General features: G+C 63.2%; 16 protein-coding genes. 4 read left to right on the forward strand and 12 right to left on the reverse strand.

The genetic code is table 11. From position 1 onward, the window contains the following. The first annotated feature begins 170 nt into the window (after positions 1–170). The gene (gene dnaG, locus AAG793_RS05625; protein WP_341905160.1) at positions 171–2,147 is read left to right on the forward strand and encodes a DNA primase; all 1,977 of its coding nucleotides are present in this window, start codon (positions 171–173) and stop codon (positions 2,145–2,147) included. A 122-nt stretch (positions 2,148–2,269) separates the two neighbouring features. Here dnaG and AAG793_RS05630 read toward each other — a convergent pair whose 3' ends face one another. Next, positions 2,270–2,866, reverse strand: coding sequence for a hypothetical protein (locus tag AAG793_RS05630; RefSeq protein ID WP_341905162.1), 597 nt, complete (start codon positions 2,864–2,866; stop codon positions 2,270–2,272). Between AAG793_RS05630 and rpoD the strand changes: the two genes are divergently transcribed. Beyond that, positions 2,832–5,027: an RNA polymerase sigma factor RpoD gene (rpoD, locus tag AAG793_RS05635; RefSeq protein ID WP_341905164.1), complete on the forward strand. Its 2,196-nt coding sequence runs from the start codon at positions 2,832–2,834 to the stop codon at positions 5,025–5,027. The two genes, AAG793_RS05630 and rpoD, sit on opposite strands and share 35 nt — an antisense overlap. Positions 5,028–5,096: 69 nt before the next feature. Here the strand turns inward: rpoD and AAG793_RS05640 are convergent, their stop codons facing one another. From AAG793_RS05640 to AAG793_RS05690, 11 genes are all read right to left on the reverse strand, one after another. Further along, a complete protein-coding gene (locus AAG793_RS05640; RefSeq protein WP_341905166.1) occupies positions 5,097–6,146 on the reverse strand; it encodes an aldose epimerase family protein in 1,050 nt (349 codons plus the stop codon). 7 nt (positions 6,147–6,153) lie between these two features. Then, a complete protein-coding gene (glxR, locus tag AAG793_RS05645; protein ID WP_341905168.1) occupies positions 6,154–7,035 on the reverse strand; it encodes a 2-hydroxy-3-oxopropionate reductase in 882 nt (293 codons plus the stop codon). A gap of 132 nt (positions 7,036–7,167) precedes the next feature. Further along, positions 7,168–7,944, reverse strand: coding sequence for a 2-dehydro-3-deoxyglucarate aldolase (gene garL / locus AAG793_RS05650; protein WP_341905170.1), 777 nt, complete (start codon positions 7,942–7,944; stop codon positions 7,168–7,170). 52 nt (positions 7,945–7,996) lie between these two features. Continuing rightward, the gene (locus AAG793_RS05655; RefSeq protein ID WP_341905172.1) at positions 7,997–8,983 is read right to left on the reverse strand and encodes a tripartite tricarboxylate transporter substrate binding protein; all 987 of its coding nucleotides are present in this window, start codon (positions 8,981–8,983) and stop codon (positions 7,997–7,999) included. Between the two features lie 93 nt (positions 8,984–9,076). Then, positions 9,077–10,666, reverse strand: a complete 1,590-nt coding sequence (gene garD, locus AAG793_RS05660) for a galactarate dehydratase (RefSeq protein WP_341905175.1) — start codon at positions 10,664–10,666, stop codon at positions 9,077–9,079. A 14-nt stretch (positions 10,667–10,680) separates the two neighbouring features. Then, complete coding sequence (locus tag AAG793_RS05665) at positions 10,681–11,691, reverse strand: lactonase family protein (RefSeq protein ID WP_341905178.1); 1,011 nt, start codon at positions 11,689–11,691, stop codon at positions 10,681–10,683. Between the two features lie 2 nt (positions 11,692–11,693). After that, positions 11,694–12,992 (reverse strand): glucarate dehydratase family protein, encoded by a 1,299-nt coding sequence (locus AAG793_RS05670; RefSeq protein WP_341905180.1) that lies wholly within the window; start codon positions 12,990–12,992, stop codon positions 11,694–11,696. A 13-nt stretch (positions 12,993–13,005) separates the two neighbouring features. Beyond that, positions 13,006–14,289, reverse strand: coding sequence for a TRAP transporter large permease (locus AAG793_RS05675; RefSeq protein WP_341905183.1), 1,284 nt, complete (start codon positions 14,287–14,289; stop codon positions 13,006–13,008). After that, positions 14,289–14,816, reverse strand: coding sequence for a TRAP transporter small permease (locus AAG793_RS05680; protein WP_341905185.1), 528 nt, complete (start codon positions 14,814–14,816; stop codon positions 14,289–14,291). The genes AAG793_RS05675 and AAG793_RS05680 overlap by 1 nt, the downstream gene beginning before the upstream one ends. 90 nt (positions 14,817–14,906) lie before the next feature. Then, entirely contained in the window at positions 14,907–15,887 is a 981-nt protein-coding gene (locus AAG793_RS05685; protein WP_341905187.1) for a TRAP transporter substrate-binding protein, read from the reverse strand. A gap of 68 nt (positions 15,888–15,955) precedes the next feature. Beyond that, positions 15,956–16,765: an NAD(P)-dependent oxidoreductase gene (locus AAG793_RS05690; protein WP_341905189.1), complete on the reverse strand. Its 810-nt coding sequence runs from the start codon at positions 16,763–16,765 to the stop codon at positions 15,956–15,958. Positions 16,766–17,005: 240 nt separating this feature from the next. Between AAG793_RS05690 and AAG793_RS05695 the strand changes: the two genes are divergently transcribed. Together AAG793_RS05695 and gudD are read left to right on the forward strand one after the other, a co-directional pair. Then, on the forward strand, positions 17,006–17,773 hold the full coding sequence (locus AAG793_RS05695; RefSeq protein WP_341905444.1) for a FadR/GntR family transcriptional regulator: 768 nt from the start codon (positions 17,006–17,008) through the stop codon (positions 17,771–17,773). A 62-nt stretch (positions 17,774–17,835) separates the two neighbouring features. Further along, positions 17,836–19,245 (forward strand): glucarate dehydratase, encoded by a 1,410-nt coding sequence (gene gudD / locus AAG793_RS05700; RefSeq protein WP_341905192.1) that lies wholly within the window; start codon positions 17,836–17,838, stop codon positions 19,243–19,245. Positions 19,246–19,294: the final 49 nt, after the last annotated feature.

Below are 19,294 nucleotides of genomic sequence, written 5' to 3' on the forward strand. Positions count from 1 at the left end.
CGTTCCATATCTCAGGACGAACGGATTTCAACAAGCCGCAGCATGTCGAAAAGGCTGTGTATTCATACCAGCGGAGCCGTGGAACCGGCTTTGCCGGGCCACAGGCGGACGGCCCCCTCGGGGGGCAGGGAGTTACGCGAAGCGAACGACCGTGGGGGCGATAATTAACCATGGCGATCCCCCAAACATTCATCCAGGAACTGCTGGCACGCGCGGATGTGGTGGACATCGTCGGCCGTTCGGTGCAGCTGAAAAAAGGCGGCGCCAATTTCATGGGCCTGTGCCCCTTTCATGGCGAAAAGTCGCCGTCGTTCAGCGTCAGCCCGTCCAAGCAGTTCTACCACTGCTTCGGCTGCGGCAAGAACGGCAACGTCATCAGCTTCCTGATGGACCACTCGGGCATGACCTTCATCGAAGCGGTGAAAGACCTCGCCCAGCAGTATGGCCTGCAGGTGCCGGAAGACGATGTCTCGCCGCAGGACCGCGCCCGCGCCGCGCAGATGCGCGAGCAGCAGGCGACGCTGACCAGCGTGCTCGAAAAAGCCGCTGCCGCCTACATCAAGCACCTGCGCAGCTCGCCGCGTGCCATCGACTACTTCAAGGGCCGGGGCCTGTCGGGCGAGATCGCCAGGACCTTTGGCCTGGGCTACGCGCCCGAAGGCTGGCGCAGTCTCGCCAGCGTGTTTCCCGATTACAACGACCCGTTGCTGGTGGAAAGCGGCCTCGTCATCACCGGTGAGGCTGGCGAGGAAAACGCCGCAGGCGAAGCCAAGCGCTACGACCGCTTCCGTGACCGCGTGATGTTCCCGATCCGCAACGTGAAGGGCGAATGCATCGGCTTTGGCGGACGCGTGCTGGGCGATGAAAAGCCCAAGTACCTCAACTCGCCCGAAACGCCGGTCTTCAGCAAGGGACGCGAGCTCTACGGCCTGTATGAGGCCCGGCCCGCGCTGCGCGAGCACGGCTACGCGCTGGTGACCGAAGGCTATATGGACGTGGTGGCGCTGGCCCAGCTCGGCTTTGCCAATGCGGTGGCCACGCTCGGTACGGCATGCACGGCCGACCATGTGCAAAAGCTGTTCCGCTTCACCGACTCGGTGGTGTTCAGCTTTGACGGCGATGGCGCCGGTCGGCGCGCGGCCCGCAAGGCGCTCGACGCCGCCCTGCCCTTTGCCACCGATGTGCGCACCGTCAAGTTTCTGTTCCTGCCGTCCGAGCACGACCCCGACAGCTACATCCGCGAGCACGGCAAGGAGGCCTTTGCCGACTATGTGAGCAAGGCCGTGCCGCTGAGCCGCTTCATGCTCGACGCCGCAGCCGAGGGCTGCGACCTCGACACCGCCGAAGGCCGCGCCCACATGGCCAGCAACGCCCGGCCGCTGTGGAGCCTCTTGCCCGACGGCGCGCTCAAACGCCAGTTACTGGCCGAAATTGCCGACCGCGTGCTGATCGACAGCCGCGAACTGCTGCAGATCTGGCAGCCTGCCGCCACCAGCAACCGCAGCAACTACAAGAACAAGCCAGCGAGCCCTTCCCGCGCTGCCAGCCCTGGTGCGCGTGCCGAGCCCGCAGGCCAGATGCCGCCGCCCGGCGACTACCCGCCCGATGAGGCCTATGCAGGCGCCTATGCCCCGGATTACCCGCCCATCGACTTGCCGCCGGGCGCATCAGAAGGGTGGAGCCGGGGCACGTCCACACCGGGGCGCAGCAGCACACCGCGGCGCGTGGCAGGCCGCATGCTGCCCGCCAGCCGTGAAGACCGCGTACTGCGCCTGCTACTGACCGACGCGCAAAGCTGGGACAAGCTGAGCACCGAAGAGCACCACCTGCTGCTCGGCCTGCCCGCGCCGCACGGCCCGCTGTTTGTCTGGCTGGAAGGCCAGTTGCACGAACACGGCCCCCAGCCCTGGGCGGCGCTGCGCGAGGGCCTGCGCGGCCATCCGCACGAGAAGCACGCCATCGCCCAGATCTCGCAAATCCCCGAAGGCATCGAGCTGCACTGGGACGAGGTGCGCGCCATCCTCGACCAGCTGGTCCGGCTGGAACGCCAGCGGGAGATGGACGCGCTGGTGCCGCTGGTCACCACCGACCCGGCCGCGCGGCAGCGCTATCAGGCGCTGCTGGAAGCGAACCTCAAGAAAGCCTGAGTTCGTTTTTCCACCCTTCTTGCTCTGCTTTTTTGCCTTGTTTTCTGCCTAAAAATGAGGCATCAGGGTATAATCCACCTTTCGGTAAGCGCGACAGCAGCACCTCCGGTACCGGCCAGCCCTTAAATCAAAGGGAACTCGCACAAGAGTCGGCCACCTCCTCCACGGAATTTCCGCAAGGACTGCACACCAAATGTTCGCCCAAACAGCTTGCCTGAAATCGCCTGCTTCCCCTGTGCCCTGGCACGTGGGTGGTGCGCTTTTTCAACTCTCCCGTTCCTGAAGTTGCGATTGCCAATGCGCCTGGCTGCGGTCGGGCCTGCGACGTATTTTTTGTTCACTGGTAGCCGATAGATCGTCAAAAACATTCCGTTCACTGGAGGTTCCATGCCTGTTGCCAAACCCAAGAAGACCATCCCACCGAAGAAGCCGCAGGGCGCGCAGCCCAAGGCAGCCGCCAAAGCGGCCACGAAAGCGGTGAAGGTGGCCAAGCCGGCTGGCAAGCCTTCGGTGAAAGCTGCTCCCAAACCAGCGGCCAAACCCGCTGCAAAGGCGACAGCAAAGCCTGCCCCAAAAGCTGCCCCAAAGACTCCCCCAAAGAGCAGCAAGGTTGAAAAGCCCGGAAAACCCGCCATCTCATCCAAAGCCAGCCCCATCGCCAGTTCCCCGAAGAAAGCCCCGTCCGTGCCCTCCAAGTCCAGTCCTGAATCGAAGTCCATCAAGCCTGCTGCCAAGTCCGCAGCCAAACCTGCGGTCGCTGCTGCAGATGAATCGCTGAAAAAGAAGCCGGGCCGCCCACCGAAGAACCCGGCTGCTGCCGATGGTGCTCCGGCTGCGACCGGCGCCAAGCGCGGCCGCAAGCCCAAGAATGCAGAAGCCAAGTCTGGCGAAGACCTGGACCTGTCCGACATTGAAGACGATCTGGTGGGCGAACCTGTGGCGGAGACGACCGAGAAGGTCAAGCCACTGCGCATGAAGATCAGCAAGGCGAAGGAACGCGCCTTGATGAAGGAGTTCGGCCTCGACGAGACCGTGCTCTCCGAAGAAGACATGCTCAAGCGCCGCCTGCGCCTGAAGACCCTGATCAAGCTCGGCAAGACGCGCGGTTACCTGACGCACGGCGAGATTTCCGACCACCTGCCCGACAAGCTGGTCGATGCCGAGACGCTGGAAGTCGTCGTCAACATGCTCAACGACATGGGCGTGGCGGTGTACGAACAGGCACCCGATGCCGAAACCCTGCTGCTGAACAATACCGGCCCGACCGTGGCCACCGAAGAAGAAGCGGAAGAAGAAGCCGAAGCCGCGCTCTCCACCGTGGACAGCGAGTTCGGCCGCACCACCGACCCAGTCCGCATGTACATGCGCGAAATGGGCACCGTCGAGCTGCTGACCCGTGAAGGCGAAATCGAGATCGCCAAGCGGATCGAAGGCGGCCTGATGAAGATGATGGAAGCCATCTCGGAAAGCCCGGCCACCATCGCTGAAATCATGCGCCTGGGTGAGGAGATCCGCGAAGGCAAGATCGTCATCTCCACCGTGGTGGACGGCTTCTCGAACCCGAACGAAGCCGACGACTATGTGGCGGAGGAAGACTTCGACGAATTCGACGAAGAAGACGATGACGACGGCAAAGGCGGCTCCAAGGCGCTGACCAAGAAGCTCGAAGAGCTCAAGAAGGAAGCGCTGACGCGCTTCGACCGCATCGCCGCGCTGTTCGAAAAAGTGCACAAGACCTACGACAAGGAGGGCTACGGCACCCCTGCGTATGTGAAGGCACAAAAAGCACTCAGCGACGAGCTGATGACGGTGCGCTTCACCGCCAAGACCATCGAAAAGTTGTGCGACCTGCTGCGTGGCCAGGTGCTGGACGTACGCAAGAAAGAGCGCGAACTGCGTCGCATCATCGTCGAGAAGTGCGGCATGCCGCAGGAGATTTTCGTCAAGGACTTCCCGCCCAACCTGCTGAACCTGAAATGGGTGGAAAAGCAGGTCGCTGCGGGCAAGCCGTGGTCCACCGTGATGGCGCGCAACATTCCGCCCATCCAGGAATTGCAGACCAAGCTCGCCGAACTGCAGGCGCGCGTGGTGGTGCCGCTCGGCCAGCTGAAAGACATCAACAAGCGCATGAACGAAGGCGAGTCCAACTCGCGCGATGCCAAGAAAGAGATGATCGAGGCCAACCTGCGTCTGGTGATCTCGATTGCGAAGAAGTACACCAACCGCGGCCTGCAGTTCCTGGACCTGATCCAGGAAGGCAACATTGGCCTGATGAAGGCGGTGGACAAGTTCGAATACCGCCGCGGCTACAAGTTCTCGACCTATGCCACCTGGTGGATTCGCCAGGCGATCACGCGATCCATCGCTGACCAGGCCCGCACCATCCGCATCCCGGTGCACATGATCGAGACCATCAACAAGATGAACCGCCTGTCGCGCCAGCACCTGCAGGAGTTCGGCTTCGAGCCGGACGCCAGCATCCTGGCTGCGAAGATGGAGATTCCTGAAGACAAGATCCGCAAGATCATGAAGATCGCCAAAGAGCCGATCTCCATGGAAACGCCGATCGGTGACGACGACGACAGCCACCTCGGTGATTTCATCGAAGACAGCGCCAACACCGCACCGCTGGAAGCAGCGATGCAGGCCGGCCTGCGCGATGTGGTGAAAGACATCCTCGACAGCCTGACACCACGCGAAGCCAAGGTGCTGCGCATGCGCTTCGGTATCGAGATGTCGACCGACCACACGCTGGAAGAAGTCGGCAAGCAGTTCGACGTGACGCGCGAGCGCATCCGCCAGATCGAAGCCAAGGCGCTGAGAAAGCTCAAGCACCCATCACGTTCGGACAAGCTGCGCAGCTTTATCGATACGCTGTAAGCCAGCGGCCTGAGGGCATCCCTATCAGCCAGCACCCGTAAAAGGGTGTTGGCTTTTTTCTTTTCTGCGTCAACAAGTTCCAAACCGGTAGCTGGTCCTGCCTCGGCGAGGCCGGTCTGGCTCATGGACCGCTGACGGAAACCCGGGCAGATTGGGTGCATTTGGATAGCCTTGCGCTTCAAAGCACAGACCCTGCTGCTGAAAGTAAGGCTGGCCGCCCTTGCCTGACCCGCCCGGCAGGCGTGCTGAGGGATCCATGCCGGTGTAGAACTGCAGCGCAGGCTCGGTGGACCAGACCTCCATGGTCCGCCCACTCTTCGTCGCCTCTACCCGCGCGCACAAGGCCCATTCATCAACGACCTGCCGACGAATCAGAAAGCAGTCGTCGTAGCACGGCAGTTGCGCCGGAATGCGGCTGGCCAGTTCTGTAAGCGCGCGCAAATCCATGGCCGTGCCCTGCACTGGCAGGATGTGACCATTCGCCACCAGTTCAGGGCTCATGCCAAAACACTGGTCAGCCATCACCGTCACGCGGTGATCCAGCACACTCCCGCTGGTTTCCCCGTTCAGGTTGAAAAACCCATGGCTGGTGAAGCTGGCCACTGTGGGCTCGTCGAGCGCCACCGCCTCATGGTCCAGCATCAGCTCGTTGGCGTCGGTCACGGTGTAGTTGAGCTGCAGCGCCAGGGCACCCGGAAAGCCCTCCTCACCAGCAGCGAACACATACGACATGCGCACGCTGCGCTCGCTGGTCTGCTCTGCATCAAACATGCGGAAACGAGACCCCTTGATGCCACCGTGCAGGCAGTGCGCACCATTGTTGGCTGTGAGCCGGTGCAGCTGGCCATTCAGCGTGAAACTGGCATGGCCAATGCGCCCGGCGTAGCGGCCAATGAAGGCGCCCATGGAAGGCGAGCCGCCGAGGTAAGCATCCAGGCTGTCATAGCCCAACACCACATCGCCGGGCACGCCCTGCCGGTCGGGCACCAGCACCTGGACAATCCGCGCGCCGTAATTGGTCAGCGAGACCGACATGCCGCTGGCATTGCGCAGCGTGAACAGCGCCACCCGCTTGCCATCCAGCTCGGCGTGAAAGCGAGCGGGGTCTAATGGCTTCACGGTATCGTCAAGCCACCGTGTGCGCTGCCATCAGCTCCAGTGCCCGCACCAGCGCGGAGTGGTCCAGGTCCTGCATGCCGTTGGCGGCGCAGGCCTGCATCAGCTGCGCAGCACCGGCCGTCTGCGGCAGTGCCACACCCAGGGAGCGTGCACCGGCGAGCGCCAGATTCAAATCCTTCTGGTGCAGACCGATGCGAAAGCCGGGGTTGAAGGTGCGCTTGATCATGCGCTCGCCATGCACCTCGAGAATGCGCGAGGCAGCGAAACCGCCCATCAGCGCCTGCCGCACCTTGGCAGGGTCGGCACCGGCCTTGCTTGCGAACAGCAGCGCCTCGCCGACAGCCGCAATGTTCAGCGCCACGATGATCTGGTTGGCCACCTTGCAGGTCTGCCCGTCGCCATTGCCACCGACCAGCGTGATGTTCTTGCCCATCAGCTCAAACAGCGGTTTCACGCGTTCAAACGCAGTATCAGGCCCACCGACCATGATGGTCAGGCTGGCGGCCTTGGCGCCGACCTCACCGCCGGATACGGGCGCATCAAGGTAGTCGCAGCCCAGCGCATTGATCTGCTTGGCAAAGTCCTTGGTGTCCATCGGCGAGATGGAACTCATGTCCACCACGGTCTTGCCCTTGCTGAGGCCGGAACTCACACCGCCCTCCCCCAGCAGCACCTTGGCTACGTCCGGCGTGTCGGGCAACATCATGAAAATGATGTCGGCCTTCTCGGCCACTTCTTTCGCACTCTTGCAAACCGTGGCGCTGGCGAGCTCCTGCGGCACCTTGCTGCGGGTGTTGACGAAAAGCGTGTGGCCCGCCTTGAGCAGGTGCCCTGCCATCGGCGCACCCATGATGCCGAGGCCAATGAAGCCAAGTTTTTGCGTTGTCATTTGTAGATCTCCTAAATAGTTGTTGCTGCAAGGCACGATAACAAAGAGCGGGAATGCGTGGAACCGGCTCCGCCGGGCCGCAGCATTGCCCCCCAGTGGGGGGAGGCGCGCGCCAGCGTGCTTCGGGGGGCGTCAAAATTTATCGCGCAGCGCCTGCGTGGCCGAACGGAACACACCCAGGTCACTGCCAACAGCGACAAAGGTCGCACCCATCTCCATGTAACGCCGCGCGTCGGCTTCCACCGGCGCGAGGATGCCAGTGGGCTTGCCGCAGGCCTTGGCGTTCGCAAATACGCTGGCAATGGCAGCCTGCACTTCGGGGTGGCCGGCATGGCCGAGGTGACCAAAGCCCGCTGCCAGATCGGAAGGGCCGACAAACACGCAGTCCACACCGTCGACCTCGGCAATGGCACGCGAGGCCGCCACACCGGCACGGCTTTCAATCTGCACACCGACGCAAATCTGGTCGTTGATGCCCTTGAAGTAATCGGCTACGGTGCCGTAGCGGTTGCTGCGCTGCGAGACCGATACACCGCGTATGCCTTGCGGTGGATAGCGTGTGGCCGCCACAGCGGCACGGGCTTCATCGGCGCTTTCGATGAAGGGCACCAGGAAGTTGTAGAAACCAGCGTCAAGCAGGCGCTTGATTTCCACCGCGTTGTTGCTGGTCGGGCGCACGATGGGCGCACTCGGGCTGTCCTTCAGTGCCATCAGTTGCGGGATGAAGGTGCCCACGTCGTTGGGCGAATGCTCGCCGTCGAGCAGCACCCAGTCGAAGCCGGCCACGCCCAGCACCTCGGTGGTGATGGCGTTGGCCAGCGACGACCAGCAGCCGATCAGCGTTTTGCCGGCGAGCAGATCGCGCTTGAAGCTGTTGGGGAAGGGTTGATAGGAATTGGCTTGTGTCATAGAGGTCTTCTGCTTTTCTCTGGAATAGAGAGCTGGCTGGTCAGGTATTCAGTCATTCAGCCTTGATGTTGGCGGCCTTGATGACCTTCGCCCATTTCTCCACCTCGACCTTCTGGTAGGCAGCCAGCTGCGCCGGCGTCATGGTGGACGGCTCCATGCCGAAGCCCTTGAGCCTGGCCTGCACGTCGGGCGATGCGATGATCTTCATCACCTCGGCATGCAGCCGGTCGATGACCGGCTGCGGTGTATTCGCAGGCACGAACATCGCCTGCCAGGACACCATGTCGAAGCCCTTTTGGCCACTCTCGGCAATGGTGGGCACGTTCGGGAAACCCGAGAGGCGCTGACTGCCGGTCACGGCGATCGGGCGCAGCTTGCCGCTCTGGATATGGGGGCCGACGATCAGGCTGGTGTCGAACATCATGTCCAGCTGGCCACCGATCAGGTCCTGCACCGCCGGGCCCGAGCCCTTGTAGGGGGCGTGCGTGAACTTGACGCCCGACTGGTCTGCCAGCAGCTCCAGCGCCATGTGCGGCGAGGTGCCGATGCCGGGCGAGCCCGAGGACAGTCCGCCATTCTTCGCACGGCTGGCCTTGAGCACGTCGTCCAGCGTGCGCAGCGGGCTGTTGGCGGGCACCGTCAGGATCAGCGCGCCCACACCCAGCATGGCGACCGGCGAGAACGACTTCACCATGTCATAACCAATCGGCGTGGTGTAGAGGCTGCCGTTGATGGAGTGCGAGCTGATGGTTCCGCCCAGGATGGTGTAGCCGTCAGCCGGTGCGCGCGACGCAATGGCCGAGCCCACGCTGCCGCCGGCACCGCCCTTGTTTTCGATCACGATGGGCGTGCCCAGTGCGGCGGAAAGCGGCTGCGAGATGAGCCGGGCCAGCGTGTCGGTGTTGCCACCGGGCGGGAAAGGCACGACATAGGTGATGGCCTTGCCCGAAGGCCAGGCGCCTTGCGCAAATGCAGGCATGGCGCCGAGTCCGGCGGCGGTTGCGGCGATGGCGGTATGAATCAGGGTACGGCGTTGCATGGTGATGTCTCCTCTGGGTTTGGTACAGCAAAAAAAGGTGATGAATCAGTTGATGAATCAGTGGGTGAGTCAGGCAAGGAACCAGGTATCAAGTCAGGTAATAGGCGCGGGATTGAACAGCACCAGCGCGTTGTGCAGCTTCCATTGCTCGGCGAATGTTTTCTTTCGACCACTGGCCACGTCGAGCATGAAGCGGAACAGCTCCCAACCCACGTCCTCGATCGTTGCCTCGCCATCGGCGATACGGCCGGCGTTGATGTCCATCAGGTCATGCCAGCGGCGCGCGAGGTCGGTCCGCGTGGCCACCTTGATCACTGGCACCTGCGCCAGGCCATACGGCGTGCCGCGACCGGTGGTGAATACATGCAGGTTCATGCCGGCAGCCAGCTGCAGCGTGCCGCAGATGAAGTCGCTGGCGGGTGTGGCCGCATACGTCAGGCCTTTTGCCTTGAGTTTTTCACCGGGCGAGATCACGCCGGTGATGGGTACGCTGCCCGACTTGACGATGGAGCCCATGGCCTTCTCGACAATGTTCGACAGGCCGCCCTTCTTGTTGCCGGGCGTTGTGTTAGCACTGCGGTCCACCAGGCCCTTTTTCAGGTAGGCGTCGTACCAGGCCATCTCGCGGATGATGCCTTCGGCCACTTCAGGCGTGCTGGCGCGCGAGGTCAGCTGGTCGATGCCGTCGCGCACCTCGGTGTTCTCGGAGAACATCACGCTGGCGCCGGCGCGCACCAGCAGGTCGGTGCAGAAGCCCAAGGCCGGGTTGGCGGTGACGCCGCTGAAGGCATCACTGCCCCCGCACTGCACGCCCACCACCAGCTCGCTGGCCGGCACCGTCTCGCGCCTGCGGGCATTCAGCCGCTCCAGGTGCAGCTGCGCAGCCGTCATGATGGAGTCGATCATCGACATGAAGCCGATGTGGTTCTCGGACTGCAGGCACACCACATCCAGCTGCGGCTCTGCGCTTGAGCCGGTGCCCACCACACTTCTTTCGTCAACGATGGCAAAGCTGCCCGGCGGCAGCAGCCGCTCGGGCTGCAGCTTCTCGCAGCCCAGGCTCACGACCATGACTTCGCCGCCGAAGTTCGGGTTCAGGCTGATGTTGCGCAGCGTACGGATGGGGATGATGGCGTCCGGCGCGTCAATGGCCACGCCGCAGCCGTAGCTGTGCTCCAGGCCCACCACATCGTCCACGTTGGGGAACTTCGGCAGAAGTTCCGCCTTGATGCGCTGCACCGCAAAATCCACCACGCCGGCCACGCACTGCACCGTGGTGGTAACTGCCAGAATGTTGCGGGTGCCCACCGAGCCGTCGGCATTGCGGAAACCTTCAAAGGTGTAGCCCTCCAGCGGCGCCTGCACCGGCGGCTTGACGGTGGCGATCGGCAGGCCTTCCAGCTCGCGCGCGGCCGGCATGTCCAGCAGGCGCTCATGCACCCAGCTGCCGGCCGGAATGTCCTTGTTGGTGGTGCCAATGGTCACGTTGTAGCGCCTGACGGCCGTGCCCCTGGGCAAGTCCACCAGCGCCACCTTGTGGCCTTGCGGCACACGGTCCACCAGCGCCAGGCCGTTGCCAAACACGGCGCCCGCATCGAGGCCGCCATCGTTCGCGACGATGGCGACGTTGTCCGCATCATGCATGCGGATGAAGAGCGGCTTGCGGGCGTCGGCAGTGGTCATTCAGGCACCTGTGCTCAGAAGTCGACGATCTCGACCCAGTTCGGGTTCTTGCCGGCCGGCTGGCTCTTGCCCGCGCCGGGCATGCCGGTGGCAGCGTCGATCGTGTGCAGCGACACGCCGTGCGAGTCCTGCCCGGTGCAAACAAGGAAGCGGCCAGTGGAGTCCACCGCAAAACCGCGCGGCGTCTTCTCGGTCGGCGTTTGACCTACCACCTGCAGCCTGCCGGTGACGGCGTCCACCCTGAAGGTGGTCAGCGTGCTCGATGTGCGCTCGGAGCCGTACAGGTACCTGCCGTCTGGCGCGATCTGCAGATCGGCGGCCCAGACCTTGCCGGTGAAGCCCGGTGGCACGACGCTGCTGCGCTGCAGGTGGCTCATCGCGCCCTTGCCTGCGTCATAGGCGAACACGTCAACGCCGCCGTCCAGCTCGTTGATCAGGTAAGCATGCTTCTGCGCCTTGTCCCAGAGAAAGTGGCGCGGACCTGTCTTGGCGGGCGCGACATTCACCAGCGGCGGGGCGTTGGGGCTGAGCATGCCAGTGGCCGCGTCGAACTTCCAGCTGGAGAGGTTGTCCCCGCCTAGGCTTGTGGCGAACACATACTTGCCCGAAGCGTCGGCATGGATCGCATGGGCGTTGGGCGAGGTGCGGATGAGCTGCTGCACCGGGCCGATGACACCATCGTCACCCACATTGTTGACCGTGATCTTGTTGCCGCCGTAGGATGCCGCAAACAACCACCGGCCTGAAGCGTCGAGGTCGATGTTGCACATGCTGTCGGCCAGCGTGGACTCACCCAGCTTCTTCAGGCCGCCACTGGAACCGTCAAAGGCGAACGTCAATACCCGGAACGGCTGCGAGCGCAATGCCACGTACAGGAATTTCCTGTCCTTGCTTACCACCATCGGCATGGCCGCGCCGCCCACAGGCACACGGCCCACCGGGGTGAGGCTGCCAGCGGCACGGTCCAGCCGCATCACCAGGACTTCCTGGCTATCGGCGGCGGAGATATAGACCCAGGTGTTCATCGTCAGTAACGGGGTTGCTTGCCGGTAAACGTCGAGTCGTACTTGCGCATCTGCGCCAGGTCGTCGCGGTTGCGGATGCCGCAGTTCAGGTAGTTGTCATGCAGCCGGGCCAGTGCGGTGCGGTCCAGCGTCACGCCCAGGCCAGAACCAGTGGGGACGCGCAGGCTGCCATCCTCGAACTTCAGCCGACCCCCTTCAACAACCTCTTCGTCCTGCCAGGGGTAGTGGGTGTCGCAGGCATAGTTCAGCAGTGGCACGCTGGCGCACAGGTGGGTCATGGCCACCAGGCTGATGCCCAGGTGCGAATTGCTGTGCATCGACAGGCCCAGGCCGAAGGTGCTGCACAGCCGCGACAGCTGTTGCGTGGCGCGCAAGCCGCCCCAGTAATGGTGGTCGCTCAGCACAATCTTCACCGGGCAGCCCATGTCGGCATTGCGGCGGAACTCGGCAAAGTCGGTCACGACCATGTTGGTGGCCAGCGGTACATCGCACTCACGCGCTACGGCCGCCATGCCATCCAGGCCGGGGGCCGGATCCTCGTAATACTCAAGCACGCCACGCAGCTGCTCGACGATCTTCAGGCTCGTCGCTACCGTCCAGTTGGCGTTGGGATCGATGCGCAGCGGCGTGCCGGGGAAGGCTTTGGCCAGGGCCAGCAGTCCTGCCGCCTCATCCTCAGGCGCCAAGGCACCCGCCTTGAGCTTGATGCTTTTGAATCCGTACTCACCGATCATCCGGCGCGCCTGCGCCACGAGCTGCTCCGGCGTGATGGCCTCGCCCCACGGGTCGGCCAGGTAGCCTGACGAAGCGGGTTTGTCGATGTGCTGTGCGTACTTGTAGAAAAGGTAGGCCGAGAAAGGCACCCGGTCGCGCGCCGCGCCGCCCAGCAGGTCCACCACCGGTGCATTGGCCAGCTGGCCCTGCAGGTCGAGCATGGCAACCTCAAAGGCACTGACCACTTTGGCAACGGTCTTGGACACATGCGTGCCCGGCGCAAGCGAAATCTGCTGCCCGAGAAACTCCGACGCGGTATCCGCGCGCGGTGCGACAAGCGCAGCCACACGCGTTTCCATCTCGTTGAGTGCCCAGGGCGACAGGCCGGTGAGCGCAGGCGCCGCCTTGGCCAGCGCCTCGAGCATCGGCAAGTCGCCGTAACTCTCGTTGATGCCCACCAGGCCCGAGGCTGTTTCAATCTCGATGATCGAGCGCAGCGCCCAGGGCTCGTGGATGCCCGCTGCGTTCAGCAGCGGCGGGTCACGGAAGGCGATGGGCGTGACCCGCACCGCAACGATCTTGGTCATCAGTCGCGCCCCGTCACTTGAGCAGCAGGTTGGGCAGCCACAACGACACGGCGGGTACGTAGGTCACGATGGCCAGCACAAACAGCAGCGCGCCGAAGAACGGGTACAGCGCCCGCACCACCTTCTCGATGGGAAGCTTGGCCACCGCAGCCCCGACAAACAGCACCCCCCCGACGGGCGGCGTGATCAGACCCATGCCGAGGTTGACCATCATGATCATGCCGAAGTGCACAGGGTCAACGCCCAGATTGGTCACCACTGGCAGGAGGATGGGCGTCATGATCAGGATCAGCGGCGCCATATCCATCAGCGTGCCCAGGATCAACAGCAAGACGTTGATCATCAGCAGCACGACCAGCTTGTCGGTGGAAATGCTGGTGAACGCATTGGTGATCTGCTGCGGGATCTGCATCAGCGTCATGATGTAACCGAAGGCAGCGGCAAAACCGATCAGAATCATCACGATTGACAGCGTCTTCACCGTGCGGTGCACCAGCTTGGGCAGATCGCGCCACTTGTAGTCGCGGTAGATGCACATGGTGACGAAGAAGGCCCAGATCACGGCAATCGCCGCCGACTCTGTCGCGGTGAAGATGCCCGAGAGGATGCCGCCCAGAATAATGACCATGGTCATCAGGCCCCAGAGTGCGTCAATGCAGATCCTGATGGCCTCGCGCATCGGGATGACGCGGCCCTTGGGAAAATTGCGCTTCTTGGCAATGAACAGGCACATCACTGCGAGCGTCAGGCCCAGCAGCAGGCCTGGCAGCACACCTGCCAGAAACAGCGCGGCGATGGACACGCCACCGCCGGCTGCCAGCGAGTAGATCACTGCGTTGTGGCTGGGCGGAATCAGGATGGCCTGCACCGAGCCGCTGACCGTGACGGCCGTGGCGAAGTCGCGCGGGTAGCCTTTCTTTTCCATCTCGGGAATCAGTACCGAGCCAATCGACGCCGTGTCGGCCATGGACGAGCCGGAGATTGCACCAAAGAAGGTGGAGGCAAGGATGTTCACAAGTGACAGCCCGCCCCGCACAAAGCCCACCAGCACGCTGGCAAAGGCCACCAGCCGGCGTGACATGCCGCCCTCGGCCATGATGGCGCCCGCCAGCACGAAGAACGGGATGGCCAGCAGCGAGAACTTGTTGACGCCGCTGGCGATGGCGATCATCACCGCGTCCAGCGGAATGTCGATCCACCAGGCGCCGATCAGCGCCGAGAGGCCCAGGGCATAGGCCACCGGCAAGCCCATGATCATGAGGCCGACAAAAGACCCAAGCAGTATGAATGCGTCCATCAGAGTGCTCCTGCTTCAACTTTTTCGTGGTCATAGGTAACCACGTCGCGGTCACACTGGACGCCCAGGAAGATCCGCTCAAGCACGAAGACGAAAGTGATGGCGCCGCCGAGCGGCACCGGAAGGTAGGTGGCGCCAACCGGCATCCAGGGGATCTCACCGATGTTCTGGCCCCAGGTTTGAATGCAGAGCTTGGTGCCGTAGTACGCCATGAAGACGGCGACGACGGCCATCAGCACATCCATGAGCCGGGCCACTGCGCCGCGAAGGCCCGCAGGCAGGCGGTCGGTCACCATGGCCACGGCAATGTGCGAATTGGCGCGGTAGCCTGCTGCCGCGCCGAAGAAGGTAAAAATCACCATCAGGAGAATCGAGATGGGCTCGGGCCACTGCGAGCCGGTGCCCAGGACGTAGCGGGTAAAGATGCCCCAGGGAATGATCAGCGACATCACGATGACCGCCATGCCAGAGATCCAGATACACGCAAGGTACAACCAGTCGTTGTAGCGCAGGATTTGTTTTTTCATGTTGGTTTCGCCTGGAAACAGCGGATGACAGCAAGGGCGCTGCCGAGGGCGCCGCCGCTGGCGGGGCCCTCGGCAATTTCTGCAACTGGTTTACTTGACTGCGTTAATGCGCGCCATCAGGTCGCCAAACTTGGCGCCGTATTTGGCACGCACCGGTGCGGTCGCGTCAAAGAACAGCTTCTGGTCCACAGCCACGAACTCCACACCGGCTGCCTTAAGCTTGCCCGAGTACTCTTCCACGCTCTTGTCCCACAGGGTACGCTGCTCCAGTTGGGCTTCGCGGCCGAGCTTCTTGACCAGGGCCTGGTCGGCAGGCGTCAGCTTGTCCCATGCCACCTTGGACATCACCAGCAGTTCGGGAATGATCAGGTGGTTGGTCTGGGCGTAGTACTTGGTGCCCGTGGTGTAGTGGTTGGAGGTGAACATGCTGGGCGGGTTGTTTTCCGCGCCGTCGATCACGCCGGTCTGCAGCGCGCTGAACACTTCGCCGTAGGCCATGGAGATGCCGTTGCCGCCCATGGCGTTCATGGTGTCGACGAACAGCGGGTTGCCCATCATGCGGACCTTCACGCCCTTGAGGTCGGCCGGCGACTTGACCAGCTTCTTGGTGTACAGGCTGCGCGCACCGCCGTCCATCCAGCCCAGCGCCACCAGGCGTGCCGGGCTGGCCGTGACCTTGGCCAGCAGTTCGTCGCCGATGGGGCCATCAATGACCTTGCGCATGTGCGGAATGTCGCGGAAGACGAAGGGCATGTTGAACACGTCAACGTCCGGCACCACCGGGCCGATCACACCCAGCGAAATGCGGTTGATCTGTAGCGCTCCGATTTGCGTCTGCTCGACGGTTTCCTTTTCCTGGCCGAGCACGGCGCCGGCGAACATCTGCATCTTGATACGGCCATTGGTCTGGGCTTCGAGCTTCTTGCCCATGTTCTCGACAGCCACAACCGTCGGGTAGCCCGCCGGGTGCGTGTCGGATGCCTTGAGCACGATCTGGGCCGAGGCCTGGAACGATACGGTGAATGCCACGGCGGCAATGGCTGCGGCGATAAAGTTGCGGCGGAAGGTCATGGTTGTCTCCTGAATTGACCGGGGTTGAGAACGGGGGAACGGGAACGGGTTGATAAAAAAATCTTCAGTCAGAAGCCGAACGGCCCTGCCTTGACAAAACCCCCACCCTGGAACTGGGCCACTGGGTCATCAAGGTCGGGCTGTGTGGTGCGCGCATACACCGCGTCACGAAACACATCTGAGCTGTCCTGCGCCACAAAGCCGACGTGCCGTGCCTGGCTGTTGTCCCACCAGGTGACGGCGTTGTTCGACATGCCAAAAATAATGCTGTGCCCCAGCACCGGCGTGGTGAGGCAGGCGGTGATCAGGCGGTGCAGGTCGTCGTAGCTCAGCCAGGTGGCGAGCATGCGGCGGTCGCGCGGCTCGGGGAACGAGGAGCCGATGCGGATGCACGCCGTCTCGATGCCGAAGCGGTCGAAGTAAAAACGCGACATGTCTTCGCCAAAAGCCTTGCTCACGCCATAAAAGCCGTCGGGCCTTGCCGGGTGGCTGGCGTTGATGGTTTCGCTCTGACGGTAAAACCCGGTGACATGGTTGGAACTGGCAAACACCACCCGCTTCACGCAGTGCTTGCGGGCCGATTCATAGAGGTTGTACACCCCGAGGATGTTGGCCTGCATGATGGGATGGAACGGGCCTTCGACCGACACACCGCCCATGTGCACGATGGCGTCCACGCCCTGCACCATGGCATCAACCGCAGCCGCATCGGCCAGATCGGCCAGCACCACCTCTTCGCCTGGAGCGGCATCGCCAAAGGCTTTCAGGTCAGACAGCCGCAGCACATCGCAGTTGGCTTTGAGCCGCTCGCGCAGGGCCTGGCCCAGACCGCCTGCGGCGCCGGTCAACAGCAATTTTTGGTGAACCTTGATCGTCATGGGTGTTTTGACTGCCAATGTGGGCGCAGCAGCTGCGGCAAACACTGGACTTTTCCGGGAAGTTTGTTAAAGTCGCTCCAGACACCTTGAGTTGTAGGTTGTCTGATGACTTGGATTCTCCAAGCCCCCTGTCAGCTTGTCAACGTTTTTTGCATGGAACCAAGGAAAACCCCTAGTCGCCCGAACAGTCGCCCAGATTTGGGCTCCGCACTGGCCTTCGCAGACGAGCCTGCGCCGCCGCTGCGGACGGCCGCTGCACCCACTGGCGCACGGCGCCCGCGCGGGCTGGTCGGCGAGATCGTTGACAGCCTGGCCGCCAGCATCCGCGAGGGGCAGTTGCAGCCCGGTGACAAGCTGCCGACCGAGGCCGAAATCATGGCCCGCTTCGATGTCAGCCGCACCGTAGTGCGCGAGTCGCTGTCGCGCCTGCAGGCCTCCGGGCTAGTCGAAACCCGCCACGGTATCGGCACCTTTGTGCTGGCACCGCAGGCGTCCGGCAACTTCCGCATCAACGCCGAGGACTTCGCCACCGTGGCCGATGTCATCTCGGTGCTGGAGCTACGCATCAGCCTGGAGACCGAGGCAGCGGGCCTGGCCGCACAGCGCCGCACGCCTGAAAACCTGCTGGCCATGGAGCAGGCGCTGAAGGCCTTTCACGACTCCATTCACCTCGATTCCGACGCGGTGCCGCCCGACTTCCAGTTCCACATGGAAGTGGCCCGCGCCACCGGCAACCGGCACTTTGCCGACCTGATGACTTACCTGGGCACGATGATCATTCCGCGCACCCGGGTGAACACCGCGCACAACGCGCCGGAAGGCCGCTTCAACTACCTGCAGCGGGTCAATGGCGAGCACGAAAGCATCTACAACGCCATCCGCAACCAGGACGCCGAAGCGGCCCGCGCCGCCATGCGCACCCACCTCTCGAACAGCCGCGAACGGCTGCGCCGGGGCAGCAACCTGCACACCACGCAACCAGCGGTGGCGACTTCCCCGCTTGCATAACTGAGGTCTTAGTTGTACGATGACTGACTAATTTTTGTTACTCATCGCTCACTCCTTCAGACATGCCAGCCCCATCCGCCTCCCTTTCCGGCGCTCTTTCCGGCGCTTCCACGCCTGCCAGTTCCCCTGTTGTCTCCTCCGCCACTTCATCGGCACCGCGCATCACCCGCGTACAGGTGATTCCGGTGGCCGGCCACGACAGCATGCTGCTCAACCTGAGCGGTGCCCACGGCCCCTTCTTCACCCGCAACCTGCTGATCCTGACCGACAGCAGCGGCCACACCGGCGTGGGCGAAGTGCCCGGCGGCGAGAAAATCCGCCAGACACTGGAAGACGCCCGCAGCCTGATTGAAGGCGAGTCCATCGGCAACTGGAACCACATCCTCGCCACCCTGCGCACCCGCTTTGCCGAGCGCGACAGCGGCGGGCGCGGCAACCAGACCTTTGACCTGCGCGTCACCATCCACGCCGTCACCGCGGTGGAAAGCGCCCTGCTCGATCTGCTGGGCCAGTTTCTCGGCGTGCCGGTGGCCGCACTGCTCGGCGAGGGCCAGCAGCGCCAGTCGGTCGCCATGCTGGGCTACCTTTTCTATATTGCCGACCGCAGCAAGACCAACCTGGCTTATCGGTCTGAGCCAGACGCGCCCGACAACTGGCAGCGCCTTCGCCACGAGCCGGCCATGGACGCGAAATCCATCGTGGCGCTGGCCGAAGCCGCCTACGAACGCTATGGCTTCAAGGACTTCAAGCTCAAGGGCGGCGTGCTGCGCGGCGAAGAAGAGATGGAGGCCATCGTTGCCCTGTCAGAGCGCTTTCCCGAGGCGCGCATCACGCTGGACCCGAACGGCGGCTGGCTGCTCAAAGACGCCATCCGCATCTGCCAGGGCCGCCACAAAGAACTGGCCTATGCCGAAGACCCCTGCGGCGCCGAAGGCTTGTTCTCGGGCCGCGAGGTGATGGCCGAGTTCCGCCGCGCCACCGGCCTGCCCACGGCGACCAACATGATCGCCACCGACTGGCGCGAGCTCTCGCACACCATCCACCTGCAGTCGGTCGACATCCCGCTGGCCGACCCGCACTTCTGGACCATGCAGGGCTCGGTGCGCGTTGCACAGATCTGCCAGACCTGGGGCCTGACCTGGGGCTCGCACTCCAACAACCACTTCGACATTTCACTGGCCATGTTCACCCATGTGGCCGCTGCGGCGCCCGGCAAGGTCACCGCAATCGACACCCACTGGATCTGGCAGGACGGCCAGCGCCTGACCAAGGCACCGCTGCAGATCGTCGACGGCCAAGTGGCAGTACCCCAACAGCCCGGCCTTGGCGTGGAACTGGACATGGTGGAAGTGGAAAAAGCCCACCAGCTCTATCTGCAGCACGGCCTGGGCGCGCGCGATGACGCCATCGCCATGCAGTTCCTGATCCCGAACTGGAAGTTCAATCCGAAGATGCCTTGCATGTCACGCTGAACCCGCCACTGGCTGACCCTCTTCCCTCATTCATTTGCTGTCACTGTTC

This window comes from Polaromonas sp. YR568 (assembly GCF_943372955.1).
GTDB lineage: Bacteria > Pseudomonadota > Gammaproteobacteria > Burkholderiales > Burkholderiaceae_C > Polaromonas.

What these genes read in the sequence shown, in the direction of transcription:
- AAG793_RS05680 (WP_341905185.1), bottom strand. Translation starts at nt 14,816, where the DNA reads ATGAAAAAACAAATCCTGCGCTACAACGACTGGTTGTACCTTGCGTGT.
- AAG793_RS05690 (WP_341905189.1), bottom strand. Translation starts at nt 16,765, where the DNA reads ATGACGATCAAGGTTCACCAAAAATTGCTGTTGACCGGCGCCGCAGGC.
- garL (WP_341905170.1), bottom strand. Translation starts at nt 7,944, where the DNA reads ATGACACAAGCCAATTCCTATCAACCCTTCCCCAACAGCTTCAAGCGC.
- AAG793_RS05630 (WP_341905162.1), bottom strand. Translation starts at nt 2,866, where the DNA reads ATGGACTTCGATTCAGGACTGGACTTGGAGGGCACGGACGGGGCTTTC.
- dnaG (WP_341905160.1), top strand. Translation starts at nt 171, where the DNA reads ATGGCGATCCCCCAAACATTCATCCAGGAACTGCTGGCACGCGCGGAT.
- AAG793_RS05675 (WP_341905183.1), bottom strand. Translation starts at nt 14,289, where the DNA reads ATGGACGCATTCATACTGCTTGGGTCTTTTGTCGGCCTCATGATCATG.
- AAG793_RS05655 (WP_341905172.1), bottom strand. Translation starts at nt 8,983, where the DNA reads ATGCAACGCCGTACCCTGATTCATACCGCCATCGCCGCAACCGCCGCC.
- AAG793_RS05665 (WP_341905178.1), bottom strand. Translation starts at nt 11,691, where the DNA reads ATGAACACCTGGGTCTATATCTCCGCCGCCGATAGCCAGGAAGTCCTG.
- gudD (WP_341905192.1), top strand. Translation starts at nt 17,836, where the DNA reads ATGCCAGCCCCATCCGCCTCCCTTTCCGGCGCTCTTTCCGGCGCTTCC.
- glxR (WP_341905168.1), bottom strand. Translation starts at nt 7,035, where the DNA reads ATGACAACGCAAAAACTTGGCTTCATTGGCCTCGGCATCATGGGTGCG.
- AAG793_RS05685 (WP_341905187.1), bottom strand. Translation starts at nt 15,887, where the DNA reads ATGACCTTCCGCCGCAACTTTATCGCCGCAGCCATTGCCGCCGTGGCA.
- AAG793_RS05670 (WP_341905180.1), bottom strand. Translation starts at nt 12,992, where the DNA reads ATGACCAAGATCGTTGCGGTGCGGGTCACGCCCATCGCCTTCCGTGAC.
- garD (WP_341905175.1), bottom strand. Translation starts at nt 10,666, where the DNA reads ATGACCACTGCCGACGCCCGCAAGCCGCTCTTCATCCGCATGCATGAT.